The sequence below is a fragment of the Bacteroidia bacterium genome, assembly GCA_027493955.1.
Taxonomy (GTDB): Bacteria; Bacteroidota; Ignavibacteria; order SZUA-365; family SZUA-365; genus JAOSJT01.
In genome coordinates this window covers 1,327,659-1,345,379 of record JAOSJT010000001.1, presented here as the reverse complement: position 1 = coordinate 1,345,379, position 17,721 = coordinate 1,327,659, and the positions used below count along the sequence as shown (strand labels likewise).

Sequence of the window (17,721 nt, the reverse complement as noted above, 5' to 3'; positions counted from 1 at the left end):
TCACTGATGATCCGTTTTCCACGTACACAGCGTGATTTTTCTTTTGGCCCCTTGTGGCAGCAACAGTTCCAACGGCCAGGGACCCTCAGTGACGGAGCGAGGCCGGAGGCCGAGCGGAGTCACTGCGGGTTGGATTGTGCCGAAGCGGCACCGGTTTCGCCTCCGGGCCGGTGAGTCCGCGGTGTGCCTCTCTCCCCCCGATGAATCGTGGGGAGGGGTAGAAGAGCGTTTGGCCTTCCGGTGGTAACGCTACTCGAAAATTGACCCCCTCTGATAACCGAAAACTGACCCCCCTGGTCATTGAAGAAATACAGGTTTGGAGTGTACCGCAAAAAATTGACAGTGAGTTCCCCCCCGGATTAAAATGACAGTGTGCTTGTAGTGGTCGCGTTCGCAGTCGCGCAGCGGAACCGCGGGGCGGCCCTGAGCTCTCTTGGGGGCTACAGTCGCCCCGACTGGAGTGTACCGCAAAAAATGGACAGCGAGTTCCCCCCCGGTTGAAATGACAGTGTGCTTGTAGTGGTCGCGTTCGCAGTCGCGCAGAGGAATCGCGGGTTGGCGCCGGGGCGGCCCTGAGCTCTCTTGGGGGCTCCAGTCGCCCCGACTGGAGTGTACCGCAAAAAATGGACAGTGAATTCCCCCGATTGAAATGACAGTGTGCTTGTAGTGGTCGCGTTCGCAGTCGCGCAGAGGAACCGCGGGGTTGCGCCGGGGCGGCCCTGAGCTCTCTTGGGGGCTCCAGTCGCCCCGACTGGAGTGTACCGCAAAAAATGGACAGTGAGTTCCCCCCCCGATTGAAATGACAGTGTGCTGGTAGTGGTCGCGTTCGCAGTCGCGCAGAGGAACCGCGGGGTGGCGCCGGGGCGGGCCGGTGAGTGCGCGGTGTGCTCTTTCTCCGCGATAAATCGGGGGGGTAAATGAGCGTTCACGGTACGCACTCTCTCCGCACGCGATGAAACAAGTTGGGGTGAAATGTAATTTCACTCCGTTTCTTCGTGATATTGTGGTATTTTACGAAACACATCATGATGCGGAGAGCGGTGGTGCGGGTTTCGTTGTTCATACCATGTCTTACGGATCAGGTTTTTCCGGCAACCGGGATGAACATGGTCAGAGTGCTTGAACGCCTCGGATTAACGGTCAGCTATGATACAAGACAGACCTGCTGCGGCCAACCGGCCTTCAACAGCGGTTATCATGCAGAGAGTCGGCAGCTCGCCGAACGTTTTCTGGACATTTTTGACGATGACGGCACGGACTACATCGTCGTTCCGTCCGGCTCCTGTGCCTCGATGGTGATGGTTTTTTACGGGAATCTGCTCGAACTCGCACCGGAATATCGGGAAAAAGCCGCACGTGTGCGCCGCAGGATGCACGAATTCACCTCCTTTCTCGTGGACGTTCTGCACGTGGACGATGTCGGCGCCGCGTTTTCCGCCACCGTGACGGTGCACGATTCCTGTCACGCGCTGCGTGAACTGCACATCAAGGAACAGCCGAGGCGCCTCCTGCGCCGGGTGCGCGGGCTGGATCTCATCGAAATGGATGCAGCGGAAGTCTGCTGCGGTTTCGGAGGAACGTTCGCGGTGAAACACGCGGATATTTCCAGTGTGATGGCCGAAGAAAAAGTACAGAGTATTGTTCGCAGCGGCGCGGAGGTGGTCACAGGCGTGGACTCGAGCTGTTTGATGAATATTGACGGGGTGCTGCGGCGACAGGGGCTTCCGGTCCGCACCATGCACATTGCCGATATCCTGGCCATGGAGGCGCGATGAGCAACGCTACGCCTCTCATTCCGGAAAATCTTCACCGCCTCGTGGCTGAGCGAATTCATGATACCGCACTGCGGGGAAATATTCGACGCGCGACACAAACTTCGCTGGACAAACGCGCGGCTGTTATCGGTGACTACGACGACTGGGAGGAAATGCGCGGGCTGGCGCACGATGTCAAACGCCATGTCATAGACAACCTGCGCGGGTATCTCGAGCTCTTCGAACAGAAGGCAACAGAAGCCGGAGCTATTCTCCACTTCGCACGCGACGCCGAAGAAGCCCGCGGTATCATAACACGGATAGCGAAGGAAAGCGGCTCCCGCCTCGCCGTGAAAAGCAAATCCATGACCACCGAGGAAATCGGTCTCAATCATGCGTTGGAAGAGGCGGGAGTCCGTACCGTGGAAACCGATCTCGGGGAGTACATCGTGCAACTCGCCGGCGAAATTCCTTCGCATATCACCGCACCGGCGCTGCACAAGAACAGAAAGGAAATCGGTGCGCTGTTCGCGGAAAAGCTGGGAATCGCGTACAGCGAAGATCCTGAGCACCTCACGCGCGTCGCCCGAGATACGTTGCGCGATGACTTCCTCGCAGCCGATCTGGGTATTTCAGGCGTCAATTTCGCGATTGCAGAGAGCGGCAGCATCGTCATTGTAGAAAACGAGGGCAATGCGCGTATGTGCAGCAGTCTGCCGCGCACGCACATCGCGGTGATGGGCTTCGAGAAACTGCTGCCGGATATACACTTCCTCGGTCTGTTTCTGAACATGCTCGGCCGCAGCGCCACAGGTCAACGCCTCACCTGCTACACATCCATCATCACGGGACCCGCCGGAACGGAGGAGAGCGATGGGCCGCGTGCGCTCCACATCGTCATACTCGACAACGGCCGCAGCCGCATGCTGGCCGATGATGCGCTCCGCGACGCATTGCTGTGCATCCGCTGCGGTGCCTGCATGAACGTCTGCCCAGTGTATCAGAAAATCGGCGGCCATGGCTACGGCTCTGTCTATCCAGGTCCCATCGGCAGTGTGATATCGCCGGTGTTTCATGGAGAACAGCGCGCCAAAGCCATGCCGTACACATCATCCCTGTGCGGTGCCTGCGCGGATATTTGCCCCGTAAAGATAGATTTGCATCATCTGCTGCTCTGGTGGAGGAAAAGTATTGCCGGACACGGACACGGTCCCTGGCCCGAACGCATGGGTATGAAACTTTTCAGAGTGCTGGCGTCGCGTGATTGGCTTTTCGATTTTTCAGGACGCGTTGCGCGTTTCTTATCGCCTCTTCTCGCTGGTGGCGGCAGCGCACCCCGAGTCCCTGTATGGAGCCGCACTAGGGATTTTCCCGCACTGCCGGAGCGATCATTCAAACAGCTATGGGAGGAGCATGCACGTGAACGCTCGTGACGTCTTGTATTCGTTGCTGCCGGCAAGCGGGGAGGGGATGAGATCGGCGCATTACGCGGATCTGGCCGTGCGACTCCGTGACCTGGCCTGTAGCGCAGGAAGCGCGACGGCGGAGCAATTTGAAAGAAATGCCATCGCAGCGGGAAGCACGGTGCTACGCTGCAACCGCAGCGATGCCGCGGAGCGCTTTGTCGCACACGCCAGGGGCAAGAGCTGTGTTGTATTGGCGGAGGACATGCTGCTTCGAACCCTCGGGATCGATGAGCGGCTCCTCGCCCAACTGCCGGGCATCAGCGTGTTCAACGGCGCTTCCGCGCCGGATCGCGACGTGCGCAGCTTCAATGCCGCGGATATCGGCGTGACAGCCGCGCTGGCCGGTATTGCCGATTCCGGAGCTGTGATCGCGGCTGTTTCACACGGAGAGACTCGTTCCGTATCTTTGCTGTCGGATGAACATGTCGCTTTTCTCCCCGTCGAGCGCATCGTTCCCACACTGCACGCAGCCGCTCCACTATTGGAAGAGCTGGTGCGCGTCGAAAAGAAAAGCGCTGTGACGCTGATCGGAGGCCCGAGCAAAACCGCCGATATCGAAAAAGTGCTCGTTACCGGCGTTCACGGTCCCGGGACGCTTACCGTCGTACTGATAGAAACCCCGTGAGTGTACAGGAACTTCGCTTTATCCATCACAACATACTTCAAGAGGTCGTCATGAGTGAACTCGTAAACCGCCTGCTTCCAGAAATTCAAGCGATCGGCGACGCGGACCTGCGGGAAAAGGTTGCCGCGTGCTGGCAGGAAGCGATTGATTTCCGGGGATGGACGGAAGAGTTGCTTCTCGGTATTCCATTTACGCTGCTTGCGTCCAATGTCACTATCTCATTCCTGGATCATGTTCGCGCTGTTTGCCTGATGTGTATCGCCACCGACGATGTGCTCACCGCTATACACAAGGAGAAGAAAACTCCGATCAATCGCGACTACCTCATTGCCGGCGCCTTGCTCGCGGATGTCGGCAAACTGTTCGAGTACGAGATCCTCGACGGCAAGCCCGTGAAATCCGATTACGGAAAACACATACGGCATCCGTTCAGCGGTGTCGGCCTTGCCTTCAAGCATGGTGTGCCCTCGGAAGTGATGCACATCATCGCCACGCACTCCAAGGAAGGAGAAGGTGAAAAGCGCCTGCCCGAAAGCATCGTGTTTCATCATTGCGACTTCATCGATTTCGAACTCGTGAAATAGCCACGCTCACCGCATCAAGCATCGGAGAAGCACATATGGCACAGAATCTCATCGAAGCCATTGCCCAGCGTTATGCTGTCGGTCTCGAAGCCGGGCAAACCATCCACTCGGGTGACTACATCTACATTCAGCCCGCACATGTCATGACACATGATAATACCGGGGCTGTCATTCCGAAATTCAGAAGCATCGGAGCGACGAAAGTCCACAATCCCAGACAGATCGTCATCACGCTCGACCACAACGTGCAGGACAGGAGCGAAAAGAATCTCGAGAAGTATGCAAAGATCGAGAACTTCGCCCGCGCGCACGGTATAGACTTTTATCCGGCCGGCAGAGGGATCGGTCATCAGATCATGTGCGAGGAGGGCTATGCGTGGCCTGGCACCATGGCCGTCGCATCCGACAGCCACAGCAACATGTACGGCGGGCTCGGGTGTCTCGGAACACCAATCGTGCGAACGGATGCCGCAGCCATATGGGCGACCGGACGCACCTGGTGGAAGGTACCGCCTGTCGCACAGGTGGCTCTGACGGGTACGCTCATGCCCGGTGTAACCGGAAAGGACGTCATCATCGCACTGTGCGGGGTATTCAACAAGGACGAGGTGCTGAACCACGCCATCGAATTCACCGGAGACGGCATCGCTCAGCTCAGTGTGGATCAGCGACTGACCATTGCCAATATGACGACGGAATGGGGAGCGCTCGCGGGAGTCTTTCCCGTGGACGAGGTGACCCTCGACTGGCTCAGTGCGCGCGCCGGTTTCGTCGCGCAACGAGGACTCGAGGGTGTCGCCAGTGATACCGACGGAGAGGGTATGCATCCTCGCATGAACGCCCGGCGCATTGAACAACTCGCCGCGGCCATTCCGCAGGCCTCGCCGGATGCGGTGTACGCAAAAGTACTGACACTGGATCTGTCAACGGTCACACCGCATGTATCGGGTCCCAATCATGTCAAGACGATGTCACCCGTCGCCGTGATGCGCGAGCAGCGCATCCCGATACAGAAGGCCTATCTGCTCTCCTGCGTCAACGGCCGCGTGGAGGACCTCGCGGAAGCCGCTGCCGTGCTGCGCGGCCGGCGCGTCGCGGAAGGGGTGCAGCTTTACGTCGCCGCCGCTTCAAGCGAAGTTCAGGCGGAGAGCGAACGGCGCGGCGACTGGCCCGCACTGATCGATGCCGGCGCGATTGCACTGCCTCCGGGTTGCGGCCCGTGCATCGGGCTTGGTGTCGGCTTACTGGAGGACGGGGAAGTGGGAATTTCCGCCACAAACAGGAACTTCAAAGGCCGCATGGGCTCGCCCAGCGCACAGGCCTATCTCGCTTCGCCGGCTATCGTTGCGGCGTCTGCGGTAGCTGGCTATATCGACATGCCGGGCGACGGACACGCGCGCGAAGCCGTGGGAAGCATTCGGATACCGGAACGACAAACCGCTGCGCGCGGCGAAACCATTGTCATTGATGGATTTCCGCCGATCGTCACGGGGGAACTGTTGTTCTGCCATCAGGACAACCTGAACACCGACGGCATCTACCCCGGCAAGTACACCTACAACGACGATTTCACGCCGGAGCAGCAAGCGCAGGTGGCCATGGAAAACTATGACCCTGCCTTTCAATCGCTTGTGCGGGAAGGAGACATTCTCGTCGGTGGCTTCAATTTCGGAACAGGAAGCTCACGCGAGCAAGCCGCCACCGCGCTGAAGTATCGCGGCATTCGCCTGGTGCTTGCAGGGTCGCTCAGCGAGACCTATGCACGCAATGCAATCAATAACGGCTTCCTCGTCGTCGAGGCGCCGCAACTCGTCAGAGATCTCAAGCAGCGTCTCGGCGCCGAACACCCTACGGTACGTACAGGCGTGATCGCGGAAATCGATTTCCGTACGTCGGAGATTCGTACCGGTGGTGTTGCGTACAGTATCGATCCCATCGGACCCGCCGCGCAGGAACTTATCCTCGCCGACGGCCTCGAGCCCTGGATTATGCAGCGGCTCGGTTGAACAGTCGTAACTTTGTCAATTCATTTACTGACCAGGAAGCATCATGGAGACATCCATTTCACGTCGCATCGCGGAATTCGCCGTCAATCTCACATACGATGATCTGCCCGAACGCGTCGTTCACGAAGTGCATCGCTACCTGTATGACTCTATCGGCTGTGCGTACGGCGCATCGCACACCCGGGATGTCAACATCATTCGGGATATCTATCTCGAAATGGGTGGCGAAGGGGAAGCAACCCTGCTGGGTTTCGGGGACAAAATGCCCGCCGTAAACGCCACACTCGTCAATTCGCTGATGATCCGCGCACTGGATTTCAATGACATTTACTGGAAGGAAGATCCGTCGCATCCGTCGGACATCATCCCGGCGGCGCTGTCTGTCGGCGAAAAGGTCAACGCGTCGATGAAGGATGTCATCACCGCAATCGTGCTCGCCTATGAATTCGAGCAACGCCTCTGTGAATTTGCGGTACCCGGCGTGCGCGAGCGTAAATGGCATCACGCGACGCTCACGCAGTTCGTCTCGCCCATTGTCGCGGGCAAGGTGCTCGGACTCACGGTCGATCAGATGGTGAACGCCATCGGCATCAACGGCTGCCATAATCATACCATCGGCTGTCCCACCGCCGGCAAGCTTACCATGATGAAAAACACCGTGGACCCCATGGCCACGCAGACGGGGGTGTTCGCAGCGTTGATGGCTCAACGCGGGTACACTGGTACCGAGGCCGTCTACGAGGGCAAGGAAGGGTTTATGGACGTGTACGGTCCCGACTGGAACCTGGATAAACTACTTGGCGGCCTGGGCGATTCCTTCAAGATTCTTGAGTGCAGTATGAAGGCCTTCCCGACCGAGGCCCTCACGCACACACATATCACCTGCGCACTGAAAGCTGTAACGGAAAACAACATCTCCTATGATCAGATTCAGGAAGTACGGGTGACGACCATTGCCCGCGCGTGTGATATTCTCTTCGATCCGCACAAGTACCGCCCGGATTCCCGTGAAACGGCCGATCACTCCCTGCCGTACTGCCTTGCCGCCGCGCTGGTGGACCACAAGGTGACGACGCAGTCCTTCTCCGAAGAGAAACTGAAAGATCCGCGAATCTGGGAAGTGATAGACAAAATCAAGGGGGAAGCGTCGGAGGAATTCGAGAAGATGTTCCCGGCCAAGCAACCCTCGCGCGTGCTTGTTCGCACCACGGACGGACGGGAGTTCAGCGAGTACCTCGAGTATCCGAAGGGCGATCCGCGTGAGCCTATGAGCATGGAGGATCTCGAGAACAAGTTCAACGCTCTGTCCGCCAAACTGCTTTCGCCCGAAGCGCAGGCGGCGAAGAAGGATATCATTTTCCGTTGTCAGGATTTCTCGGCGAGGGATTTCATGAAAAGTATGATCGTGTGACATTCCGCAGCTTTCGGAATGCGGCGAGAGCGGGACTGTCCCCGCTCTTGCTGTTTGTTCCCGATCTGTTTCGTGATATTTTGACCGTATACCTCATCGAAGGATGCACTCGTGTTGGCCCAGTCCGAATGAAAGCCCCTTTCTTCAGTCACATCCCGCAAGTGATGACAATACCGGTGCTCATCATTCTGTTGGTCATCGTGCATCCCGTCAGGGGCGACGCGCAGCGACTGAATGAGCTGCAGTTCGAGCAGCTTCGCGTGGAGCAGGGCTTGTCTCAAGGTCTCGTCAAAGCGATAGTGCAGGACAAGAGCGGTTATCTATGGTTCGGCACTGCGGACGGACTGAATCGCTACGACGGTTATCGCTTTGTCGTATACCGACCAGACGGAAAGGATTCCTCCAGTCTCGGGAGTGGCCGCATTGTCGCCCTGGCGGTGGATGCTGCAAATACGTTATGGATTGGTACGGATGAGGGTATATTTTCCCGTGATCCGAGGTCCGGGAAATTTACCAGGCATTCGACACGATTCGATTCACAGGTTTCGTATTATCGCGATGGCATCGCCGCCTTGCACGTGGACAACACCGGCCGACTTTGGGTTGCGACACATGGCAGCGGATTGCATCGCTATACTCCGCAAACCGGGACATGGCGACAGTACAGTTATGCCGCCGGACGCGGCAGCGGGGTGGCGAGCAACGATATTCACGGGATTCTCCCCAGCGGCAGCCGTTACCTCTGGCTTGTCGCGCATGGGGCAGGGATGAACCTCTTCGACATGACCACCGGAAAGGGGACGGTCATTCGTCCGGTTTTCAGACACGGATCGGACTCGCTGGTCACCAGCGCTGTTCTCGCCGGCGATTCGATTCTGTGGGTAGGCACGCTGTCCGGTGGTATCGCGAAACTTTCGTTGAAAACGATGAGATGGGAAGATGTGACGGACAGCTACTCGTCGCTGCAGGGGAAGCAATTCGTCAGACCCAACACCATGTTGCTGGACAGACGCGGGCGGATCTGGTGCGGATCGGAAGCGTCGGGGATGCTGATGTTCGATACGCGCAGCCGTGTCGTGCACCGCTTTGTACAGCAGTCCGGACGCGCCAGCAGTCTGGGCACCGATGGCATCCGCGCCCTGTTCGAGGATCGAAGCGGCATCGTATGGATCGGAAGCAACGGGCGTGGTCTGAGTTATACGGCACCATCCATCAAGCCTTTCGGATTGATCCATGAGCGCGGGCTGGGTCCGTACTCGTTGTCCTTCGAGAGCGTGCGGGCGTTGTACGTTGATACGCAGGATCATATTTGGATCGGAGGATACGGCGGATTGAACAGTGTTGACCGCGAAGGCAGAGTCAGAGTCATTTCACAACTTTCCCGTGATTATCGTCGTCCGGGTCTGCCGGGAGGTTTCGTCAACAGCATTTACACCATCCATCCGCATCCCCGCACGCCGGGGGTGCTGCTGCTCGGGACGGAAGGGGACGGCATATACACCATGGAGATGAAAAGCGGAAAACTTGGCCGCTTCCGTACCAGGGGGTCGCAGGGGATAGTGGGGGGCATCATTTCCAAAATGACCCGGACACGAGACGGCTCGCTCTGGGTGGGGACAGAGTCCGGGATTTCCATTGTGGATGCGAAATCCCTGACCGTGCGCTACCTGCAGATCTCTCCGCTCGTGCGTACCAGCGGTGCGCGCGATATTGTGCGGGACATTCGTCAGGACGAACGAGGGTGGGTGTACATTGCTCTCGATCGCTCCGGACTCATGATCATGGATCCGCAGCACGGACATGGCACCCTGTTGTCGCATGATCCAATGGATCCCACCTCGCTGCCTTCCAACAGCGTCTATTGCATACACATTGACCGCGGCGGGAACGTCTGGGCCGGCACCGGAAGGGGATTGAGTTCCTACGATCCATCGAAAGGGGTTTTTACAACATACACCACCCGTGACGGGCTTCCGAACGACGTGATCTACGGCATTCTGGAAGACGATGACGGACAATTCTGGCTCAGTACCAATTACGGACTTGCGCGCTTCCATCCGGAGCGGGGGGTGACCGCAACCTACGATGCGGAAGACGGACTTCAGGGAAACGAATTCAACGCCGCCGCCTTTTATCGGACAACGGACGGAGAAATGCTTTTTGGAGGAGTCGCCGGCGTCACGCATTTCCATCCCGGGATGATACAGAACAATTCCTACGTGCCGCCGCTTGTGGTGACGGCGTGCAAGATCGGTGACAGGGCGCTGCGCTACCAGATTATTTCGGGTGATACCCTGGTTATTCCCGCGACGGAGAATCAGACCTACCTGACCTTCGCCGCATTGAATTTTATTCGTCCCGGTGAAAACCGTTACCGCTACCAGATCGACGGGGTACATGCCGACTGGCAGAATCTCGGATCCTCCCGCGATCTCTCACTGATCGGTCTGGAGCCCGGTTTTTACACACTGCTCGTTCAGGGCTCGAACAACGATGGTGTCTGGAATCCCGATAAAATGATCCTGTACCTGAATGTGCGTCCGGCCTTATATGAGACGGTCTGGTTCCGCATTCTGGGTATTCTGCTGCTGGGCGCAGTTGTCTTTGCCGTGTTTCGCTGGCGCATCGCGTCGCATCGCATACAGGAACGCAAGCTGGCCCTGCTCATTGACGAGCGCACTGCACGGCTTACCCGCATGAACGAACAACTCTTGCACGAGATCGAGCATCGTCGTCGCGCCGAAGAGGAGGCCTACCGGGCCAACGCGGTCAAGAGCGAATTTCTCGCGCATATGAGTCACGAAATTCGGACACCGATGAACGCCATCCTGGGATTCACGGAACTTCTTCAGGATCGGATCAAGGACGACGGCAGCAGGGAATACCTCGATTCCATCGCCATAAGCGGCAACACTCTGCTGCAACTCATCAACGACATTCTTGACCTCTCCCGCATCGAAGCGGGACGGCTGGAACTCGTGTACAAACCGACGAATATTCGCGCGCTGGTCAACGAGGTACAACGTATTTTTCAGTGGAATGTAAAAAAGCGGAACATCAGCTTCTACGCCATTGTTGATGACGCCCTGCCGGTGGAGCTCATCATCGATGATGTGCGGTTGAGGCAGATTCTGCTGAATCTCGTCGGCAATGCGGTCAAGTTCACCGAACGCGGTTCCATCACCATACATGCCGCAATGCTGCATCGGCAGAGTTCGCATTGTACCGTCGAGTTCTCCATCATGGATACGGGGAGCGGTATTCCACCCGCGGTGATCGAAAAAATCTTCGAACCTTTTCAGCAAGGACCGAGCGCACGCGACAGACAAAGCGGCGGGACCGGCCTGGGGCTCGCCATCTCCAACCGTCTGGTGCGCATGATGCACGGTCATATCGATGTCAGAAGCGAGGTCGGAAAGGGCAGCACATTCCGCGTATTACTTCCTGATGTCGAAATCGCTTCCGATAGCGGCGCACAGCGCACCGACACCGTCAGCGATCAGGGAGAAACCGTTGCCGAAGCGCTGCCGCAGCCATCCACCGTGATGCTCGACGACGATCTCGCCGCGTGCAGCGCAATGCTTGAAAGAATCGAGAGCAAACACTATGAAACCTGGGAGCAGATACGAAGCCGTTTCGTACTTCAGGAAATTGAGCGCTTCGCCCTGACGATTCAGGCGGTGGGGGAGGAACTGGGGTGCCGGTTCTTCGAGGATTGGACAAATACCCTTCTGCGGGAGGTAAATAGTTTTGATATGGACAATTTGCCCCATACATTACAAAGTTTCGAGCAGGAATACCGCAAACTGCGGCAACTTGCCACACGCTCCAACGAAGGTTAAACTGAGACACCTCCGGGCCCATTCAGACAGATGAACAGGACACGCGATCTCATTCTCGTCGTTGACGACGTTACCAAGAATATTCAGATTCTCGGGAATTTCCTGCGTGAAGCCGACTACGATGTCGCGGTGGCCACCAGCGGTATGCAGGCGATGTCCATTCTTGAAAACGTGACGCCGGAACTGATTCTTCTCGATATCATGATGCCGGGCATTGACGGATATGAAACCTGCCGTCTGATAAAACAGCAAGAACGTACGAGCCAGATCCCGATTATTTTCGTCACCGCGAAGACGGACACGGAGGACATCGTCCGCGGCTTCGAACTGGGTGCTGTGGACTATATCACGAAGCCGTTCAGCCGTCCGGAACTCCTCGCCCGCGTGCGGACGCACCTCGAGTTGCAGCGCTCGAAGCAGGAACTCGCGAAGGCTCTTCGCGACAAGGACAAGTTTTTCTCCATCATCGCGCATGACCTTCGGGGCCCGCTCGGCAGTTTCATGAGCATCGCTGAATATCTCTCCGACAATCTCGGTGAGGTTGATGTGGAGGAAGTCAAACCGTTGTTGTCGGAAATGCGCAACACCGGGCGCGGCGTCTACCGCCTGTTGGAAAACCTTCTCGAATGGTCGCGCATTCAACTTGGTACCATCACCTACACTCCCACAGCCATAGCGTTTCAGGAAATTCTCGAGGGAATCTGGTCCATTCTGCACACACAGGCGGCTCGGAAAGATATCCAATTCGTTGCGAGCGGAGACACATCGGTATCCGTTCTTGCAGATCCGCAGATGATCTCCACGGTGTTGCGTAATCTCGTGCAGAACGCCGTGAAGTACACGCCCCGGGGCGGCACCATCATTGTGGATGTGCAGTGTCAGGCGGGCGAGAATACGGCGACGATTTCCGTCATTGACAGTGGTATCGGTATGGATGAAGCGGTGCGGGCGACGCTGTTCGAAATAACGAATTCGCACAGTATTCCCGGAACGGAAAAGGAAAAAGGGACCGGGCTGGGGTTGATTCTGTGCAGAGAGCTCATCGCGATGCACGGGCAGAAATTGTCCGTCGCGTCCGAACCCGGGAGGGGCAGTACGTTTACGTTTACATTGCAGCTCGCATAGAGACCATCACCCGCACGTGCCTTGTTCTCAAAGAAAATGCCCCCAGACAAGGGGGCATACCTGTATTCGTGACACCGCCGTGCGCACGGTCGGTGTGCCGGCAACTCAATCCGCGAGCGTTCCCTTCCGGCGGTACTCATTGAACAGCGCGCCCCATGTTGTGGAGGCGAGCCAGTTCTCGAATGTTCGCTTGTCCTTCAGCGGCCAGCGGTAGTAATCATGATAGATTTCAGAGCCGGCCACAAACGCATGCACGAGCGGCGTGTGGAAGAAAAGCTTCTGCAAGCCCTTGAGGGGTCCGAACCACATGATATCGCCGACGCGGCTTGCGCCGTTGTCACCCACCTCGAAGCCCCAGCGCTCGTTGCTGATGTCGTCGCCCACGATTTCGATGTCGCGGACATCGCCGATGCCGAGCCCGCGGTCATGCGCCAATCGCACATACCGAAGCTCCGCCAGCGGATCGAAGCCCATCATTTTCGCCGCGACAGCGTCGATGGCGACCTGATCATCGCTGGCCAGGATGACGTTCTTGATTTCGGGGTACATGGTACGCGGACCGGGACCGTTGCCCGCTGTTGTTCCATCCATGAAGGCGAACAGGCCGGCGTGAATTTCCTTCTGTATTGCCAGAAGGTCCACCAGCGTTTCATGGATCCATGAATGCGTGTAATGGCGCTTGGTGTTGAGCAAGCCCCCGAAGGCGTTTTTCATCGCGCCCGTGGTCGTGGTGTAAATGTGACACTTCACCGTCGGCAGGTGGATGATGTTTTTCCCGAAAAAGTATTCCGGAATAAAAATCCCTTCGGGGTAAATTTTCGGCAGGACGAGCATGTCGGCTTTGGGCTCGTAGCGTACCCAGGTCATGTCCTCTTCCTTGAAATTGAAGAGGACGGGGATGTCGTATTTCTTGAAAATGGGTACGTAGCCGTTCAAATCCTCACCCTTGAAGGCGTCCGTCACGACTGTTTTGTTTTGTACGCAGGTGATGTCGCCGAAGCCATGCTTACGGAGGGCCAGCACGGTGGCTTCGAGCTGCCACGGTGTCGTGTTGGCTCCGGGAAAGGGAAAATGCCAGGAGATGTTATCCTTGAGGATGGTCGTGGCGGAGGGGTCGAGTACTGTGTCCATGCCGGCCAATTCGGCCAGGCGCACATAATCGTCGAGGACGGTCTCGGGTGTCGTATGCAGAACGGCGACTTTACTTTTCATGAGGATCAGCGCATGTAAATGATTATGACTACAGAAGCGGCCCAGAGCGCGATGTTCAGTATCAACGGTGTATCGCTCAGCAACTCAGCCGTCGGATCGCCGCCCGTGTTGCGCTTGTGCACCAGATACAGATAACGGAACAGACCATACAGGACGAAGGGAACGGTCAGGAGCAAATTCTTCGAGCCGAATTTGTCCACCGTTTCGGGGGAGACGGTGTACAGAATGTAACAGATGAGAGTGGATGCTGTGACCAGCGAGGTCATCTGATCGAGAAAGTAGGTGTTGTACTCGAGCAGCACCGGCCGATGGATGTGCGCGTCTTCTTCGAGCACCGTGATCTCGTGTCTGCGCTTGCTGAATCCAAGAAACAGTGCCAGCAGGGATGTACAGATCAACAGCCACTCCGACATCGGAACGGAAATGATCACCGCTCCCGCGGCGATACGCAAAACGAAAGACGCCGCGATGGTCATGACGTCAATGATGACCGCGCGCTTCAGGAACAGGGAATACACGATGTTCATCACCAGATACGCGAGAATCACCACGCCGAATCGCGTGTGTATCGCGAACGACAGTGCGACGGCGGTAAAACCGATCACACCGGCCGCCGTTCCCGCCACAACGGTGGACAGTGCCCCTGATGCCAGGGGACGCAGTCGCTTGACCGGATGCAGGCGATCTGTTTCCGCATCGATGATGTCGTTGATGATATAAATGGTGCTCGCGGTCAGGGAAAACAGCGCGAAGCCGACAAGCGAGAGCGCGAGTATCGACGTATCGAAAAGATGGCGCGAGAACAACAGCGGCGAGAATACGAAGAGATTTTTTACCCACTGCCGCGGACGCATGGTCCGGATGAGCAGGGTCACAGCGTTGCCCCGTGCGACCGTGACGCTTTGCGTCTTCATGCACGTCTCCGCAGAACGTCGAGAAAGGTTTCAATGCCGCGGCGGACACCGCTAAGGCGTCGCGCAAGGGCCATGACCGACGGTTCGATCTGCTCCTGCAAGGCGTTTTCGATGCGATAGATGTTGGCCGCGACTTTGCGTATGTACCCTGTGGCTTCGGAAAGCGCCTCGCGGTTTTCCGTGATCATTTCGAGGGCTTCTTCGGTCTTCACTGCCACCTTCTCGAGTTTTTCGAGTATGGGTTCGGTGCGATCCCCGAAGCGCTGCACCTCCTGCAGCAGCAGTTCGATGCTGCTCTTGAGCCGCAGCAGCACCATGATGAGGACGACCACGAGAGCGATGCCGCCCGCGAGCAATACAATCCAGAGAAGATTTTGAATAACGTCCATCGTGCGGCCTCCGTGTAGTCGGAAACAAAAAGGAGGGCGGCGGCTGTGGATGGTATCCGTTGCGCGCCGCCCTCGTACGTCGGTTGGATGCGGGATCAGGAGGCCGGCGCCTCGCTCTCTTTGTCGCGTTCGTCCTTGTAGGCGTCCACGCCCGCTTTGACGGCGGTTTTGATTCTGCCGCTTTCCTGTGTCATGCGGCTGCGGGCGTCGGTCATGATATGCTCGGCGTCCTTGAGCAGGGTTTCGGCTTTCCGCTTCGCATCGGTGATGAGGGCGGAGGAACGCTCCTTCCCTTCATTGATGATGGTGCGGGCCTTGTCCTGCGCTTCCTGAAGATACTCCTCGATGTCCTCCGCGATTTCGCCGCCTTTGCGACGGAGATCTCCGCGCAGTTCTTTCCCCGGTTTCGGGGCGTAGAGCAGGGCGATGATTCCACCGACGACGGCGCCGGAGAGGAAACCGACGAGAAGGTTGCGTGTGCTGTTGTCGGACATGGGTACTCCTTATTAACTGTCGTGTGCGTGTGAAAAATACGACGGTAATGCGTCAAATCCGCTCCTGAGCTTCAGCATCGTATCGTGCAGCGATTCCGAAATGACTTTCGTGTCCGCAATCACCGGCATGAAATTGGCGTCACCGCTCCAGCGCGGTACGATGTGCATGTGCACATGCTGGTCGATGCCCGCTCCGGCGTTACGGCCGAGGTTGGACCCGATATTGTACCCTTGCGGGTGCATGGCGCCATCGCATACCCGCAACCAATCGCGCACGAGTTCGAAGAGCTCGGTGTAGGTCTCGCGATCGAGATCCGTGAGTGATGCGACATGGGCGTTGGGGATGATCAGAAGATGCCCACTGTTGTACGGATACAGGTTAAGCATGGAAAAACACCGCCGGTGTCGCTTGACGAGATAGGTGTCGTCATCGCGGCCGGAAGCCAGGGCGTCGCAGAACACGCAGCCCCGGGCTTCCTGATCCGTTCCAAATGTCTGGATATAGTGCGATCTCCAGGGAGACCAGAGTCTATCCATGCTTCACCGACTAGCGGTTTTTCTTCTTATGCCTGTTCTTGCGCAGACGTTTTTTCCGCTTGTGCGTCGCCATTTTATGGCGTTTTCTTTTTTTGCCGCAGGGCATGAGGGAACCTCCGGTTAATGGAAAATTGAAGTATTCGGAAATTCTGTTATCATCGTTACGGTGTGGAATGCTCTGCGATGATGCGGCTGGCATTCTGCCCGTAGGGTGAATTCGGGTCGATTTCCACTGCTTTGTTGAACCATTCGATGGCTTTCGCCGTATTCCCGGCATTCAGGTTCACAATGCCGAGATTGTAGTTGCCGAGTTGATGTCGCGGATTGACGCGCAGAGCGGTTTCCATTTCCGTGATGGCCTCGTCGTATTTCTTCTGCTCAAAATAACAGACTCCGAGGTCGACACGCGCGTCCACGTCCTCCGGCACGGTACCGAGATACGATTTGTATTGCGCGATGGCCTGATCGAGCATCATGGCATCGTGCAGAATATTCGCATACCGCAATTGCGCGCCCATGTCGGAAGGATTTGCGGCCGCGGCATCACGGGCCGCGTTGACCTGCGCGATGGTGGGACGTTTGTCGCCGGCTGCTTGCTGTGTTTCCCCCCCCTGTGGAGCAGGGGCGGCGGCATTGTCTGTGGCCGGGAAAAAGGCCGCCACGACTACCGCTCCGAGAATGAAACTCCCCACGCAGACTGCGATCCATTGCGGCGTCGTAAAGAGCGCCGAGGGTGCGGGGACCTTTGCTGGCTGTTTCTTCGTGCTCTTCCGTGCTTGCGCAGCACGCAACGGGGATCCGCAGGAATGACAATAGGTGTCGCCGGTTTCGTTGCCGCTCCCGCACTTCGTACAGTACACGGGCTTGCCTGTGGCGGTGGACGCGGGGTTTCTCGGTTCCGGAGCGGTGGACATCGGGACGACGGGCGCCGTATCCGCGGTCGCTGCCGCGGCCCGCGTCAGATCCTCGCCGCAGATGTCGCAAACGGAAGCACCGCGTTCAAGGGCGGAGCCACAGGCAGGACAGATATTTCGTGTATCGTTCATGCGATGGCGCTACTCTTCCAGAGATTTAAGGGCCTGGTCCACACCATGCCGCATCTCCTTGGATACTTTGAATACCGGGACGAAATGCTCGTCGACATAGACGTCTTCGCCCGTTCGCGGGTTGCGTGCCATGCGGGCTTTGCGCTTTTTGACTTTGAAGCTTCCGAAACCGCGGATTTCTATCGAATGCCCTTCCTTCAGGGCCTGACTCACGGTTGCGAGGAAGCCATCTACGACCGCTTCGGTCTCGACCTTTGTCAGACCCGTGGCAGCCGCGATATTGTCGACGATGTCAGCTTTTGTCACGTATGTACCT

Annotated in this window: 15 protein-coding genes and 1 pseudogene; 9 read left to right on the top strand and 7 right to left on the bottom strand. The window is 57.4% G+C overall.

What is annotated here, in order from left to right; genetic code table 11:
- Positions 1-1,025: 1,025 nt before the first annotated feature.
- From M5R41_05400 to M5R41_05360, 9 genes and pseudogenes are all read left to right on the top strand, one after another.
- Positions 1,026-1,775, top strand: a complete 750-nt coding sequence (locus tag M5R41_05400) for a (Fe-S)-binding protein (GenBank protein MCZ7555821.1) — start codon at positions 1,026-1,028, stop codon at positions 1,773-1,775.
- Positions 1,772-3,187 (top strand): LutB/LldF family L-lactate oxidation iron-sulfur protein, encoded by a 1,416-nt coding sequence (locus M5R41_05395; protein MCZ7555820.1) that lies wholly within the window; start codon positions 1,772-1,774, stop codon positions 3,185-3,187. The genes M5R41_05400 and M5R41_05395 overlap by 4 nt, the downstream gene beginning before the upstream one ends.
- Positions 3,174-3,845: an LUD domain-containing protein gene (locus M5R41_05390; protein ID MCZ7555819.1), complete on the top strand. Its 672-nt coding sequence runs from the start codon at positions 3,174-3,176 to the stop codon at positions 3,843-3,845. The genes M5R41_05395 and M5R41_05390 overlap by 14 nt, the downstream gene beginning before the upstream one ends.
- A gap of 50 nt (positions 3,846-3,895) precedes the next feature.
- Positions 3,896-4,429, top strand: coding sequence for an HD domain-containing protein (locus tag M5R41_05385; protein MCZ7555818.1), 534 nt, complete (start codon positions 3,896-3,898; stop codon positions 4,427-4,429).
- Positions 4,430-4,464: 35 nt separating this feature from the next.
- A complete protein-coding gene (gene lysF / locus M5R41_05380) occupies positions 4,465-6,435 on the top strand; it encodes a homoaconitase (GenBank protein MCZ7555817.1) in 1,971 nt (656 codons plus the stop codon).
- 43 nt (positions 6,436-6,478) lie between these two features.
- On the top strand, positions 6,479-7,846 hold the full coding sequence (locus tag M5R41_05375; protein MCZ7555816.1) for an MmgE/PrpD family protein: 1,368 nt from the start codon (positions 6,479-6,481) through the stop codon (positions 7,844-7,846).
- 128 nt (positions 7,847-7,974) lie between these two features.
- A complete protein-coding gene (locus M5R41_05370; protein ID MCZ7555815.1) occupies positions 7,975-11,688 on the top strand; it encodes an ATP-binding protein in 3,714 nt (1,237 codons plus the stop codon).
- A gap of 30 nt (positions 11,689-11,718) precedes the next feature.
- Positions 11,719-12,078 (top strand): annotated as a pseudogene (locus M5R41_05365) (response regulator).
- Between the two features lie 402 nt (positions 12,079-12,480).
- Positions 12,481-12,813: an ATP-binding protein gene (locus M5R41_05360; protein MCZ7555814.1), complete on the top strand. Its 333-nt coding sequence runs from the start codon at positions 12,481-12,483 to the stop codon at positions 12,811-12,813.
- A 105-nt stretch (positions 12,814-12,918) separates the two neighbouring features.
- Here M5R41_05360 and M5R41_05355 read toward each other — a convergent pair whose 3' ends face one another.
- The 7 genes from M5R41_05355 to M5R41_05325 all read right to left on the bottom strand — a co-directional run bounded on the left by M5R41_05355 (position 12,919) and on the right by M5R41_05325 (position 17,711).
- Positions 12,919-14,025 carry a DUF362 domain-containing protein gene (locus M5R41_05355; GenBank protein MCZ7555813.1) on the bottom strand — a complete coding sequence of 369 codons (1,107 nt, stop codon included), beginning with the start codon at positions 14,023-14,025 and terminating at the stop codon, positions 12,919-12,921.
- 5 nt (positions 14,026-14,030) lie between these two features.
- The gene (locus M5R41_05350; protein MCZ7555812.1) at positions 14,031-14,939 is read right to left on the bottom strand and encodes a decaprenyl-phosphate phosphoribosyltransferase; all 909 of its coding nucleotides are present in this window, start codon (positions 14,937-14,939) and stop codon (positions 14,031-14,033) included.
- Entirely contained in the window at positions 14,936-15,328 is a 393-nt protein-coding gene (locus tag M5R41_05345) for a hypothetical protein (GenBank protein ID MCZ7555811.1), read from the bottom strand. The genes M5R41_05350 and M5R41_05345 overlap by 4 nt, the downstream gene beginning before the upstream one ends.
- Positions 15,329-15,423: 95 nt before the next feature.
- On the bottom strand, positions 15,424-15,822 hold the full coding sequence (locus tag M5R41_05340) for a YtxH domain-containing protein (protein ID MCZ7555810.1): 399 nt from the start codon (positions 15,820-15,822) through the stop codon (positions 15,424-15,426).
- A gap of 12 nt (positions 15,823-15,834) precedes the next feature.
- A complete protein-coding gene (locus M5R41_05335; GenBank protein ID MCZ7555809.1) occupies positions 15,835-16,359 on the bottom strand; it encodes an HIT domain-containing protein in 525 nt (174 codons plus the stop codon).
- 161 nt (positions 16,360-16,520) lie between these two features.
- Entirely contained in the window at positions 16,521-17,405 is an 885-nt protein-coding gene (locus M5R41_05330) for a tetratricopeptide repeat protein (GenBank protein ID MCZ7555808.1), read from the bottom strand.
- 9 nt (positions 17,406-17,414) lie between these two features.
- Positions 17,415-17,711 carry an integration host factor subunit beta gene (locus tag M5R41_05325; protein MCZ7555807.1) on the bottom strand — a complete coding sequence of 99 codons (297 nt, stop codon included), beginning with the start codon at positions 17,709-17,711 and terminating at the stop codon, positions 17,415-17,417.
- Positions 17,712-17,721 lie beyond the last annotated feature (10 nt).

Bases quoted from the DNA above. Each gene is read 5' to 3' on its own strand.
- M5R41_05350 (MCZ7555812.1), bottom strand. From the start codon at position 14,939: ATGAAGACGCAAAGCGTCACGGTCGCACGGGGCAACGCTGTGACCCTG.
- M5R41_05345 (MCZ7555811.1), bottom strand. From the start codon at position 15,328: ATGGACGTTATTCAAAATCTTCTCTGGATTGTATTGCTCGCGGGCGGC.
- M5R41_05330 (MCZ7555808.1), bottom strand. From the start codon at position 17,405: ATGAACGATACACGAAATATCTGTCCTGCCTGTGGCTCCGCCCTTGAA.
- M5R41_05370 (MCZ7555815.1), top strand. From the start codon at position 7,975: ATGAAAGCCCCTTTCTTCAGTCACATCCCGCAAGTGATGACAATACCG.
- M5R41_05395 (MCZ7555820.1), top strand. From the start codon at position 1,772: ATGAGCAACGCTACGCCTCTCATTCCGGAAAATCTTCACCGCCTCGTG.
- M5R41_05400 (MCZ7555821.1), top strand. From the start codon at position 1,026: ATGATGCGGAGAGCGGTGGTGCGGGTTTCGTTGTTCATACCATGTCTT.
- M5R41_05385 (MCZ7555818.1), top strand. From the start codon at position 3,896: ATGAGTGAACTCGTAAACCGCCTGCTTCCAGAAATTCAAGCGATCGGC.
- M5R41_05335 (MCZ7555809.1), bottom strand. From the start codon at position 16,359: ATGGATAGACTCTGGTCTCCCTGGAGATCGCACTATATCCAGACATTT.
- M5R41_05355 (MCZ7555813.1), bottom strand. From the start codon at position 14,025: ATGAAAAGTAAAGTCGCCGTTCTGCATACGACACCCGAGACCGTCCTC.
- lysF (MCZ7555817.1), top strand. From the start codon at position 4,465: ATGGCACAGAATCTCATCGAAGCCATTGCCCAGCGTTATGCTGTCGGT.
- M5R41_05375 (MCZ7555816.1), top strand. From the start codon at position 6,479: ATGGAGACATCCATTTCACGTCGCATCGCGGAATTCGCCGTCAATCTC.
- M5R41_05360 (MCZ7555814.1), top strand. From the start codon at position 12,481: ATGATCTCCACGGTGTTGCGTAATCTCGTGCAGAACGCCGTGAAGTAC.
- M5R41_05340 (MCZ7555810.1), bottom strand. From the start codon at position 15,822: ATGTCCGACAACAGCACACGCAACCTTCTCGTCGGTTTCCTCTCCGGC.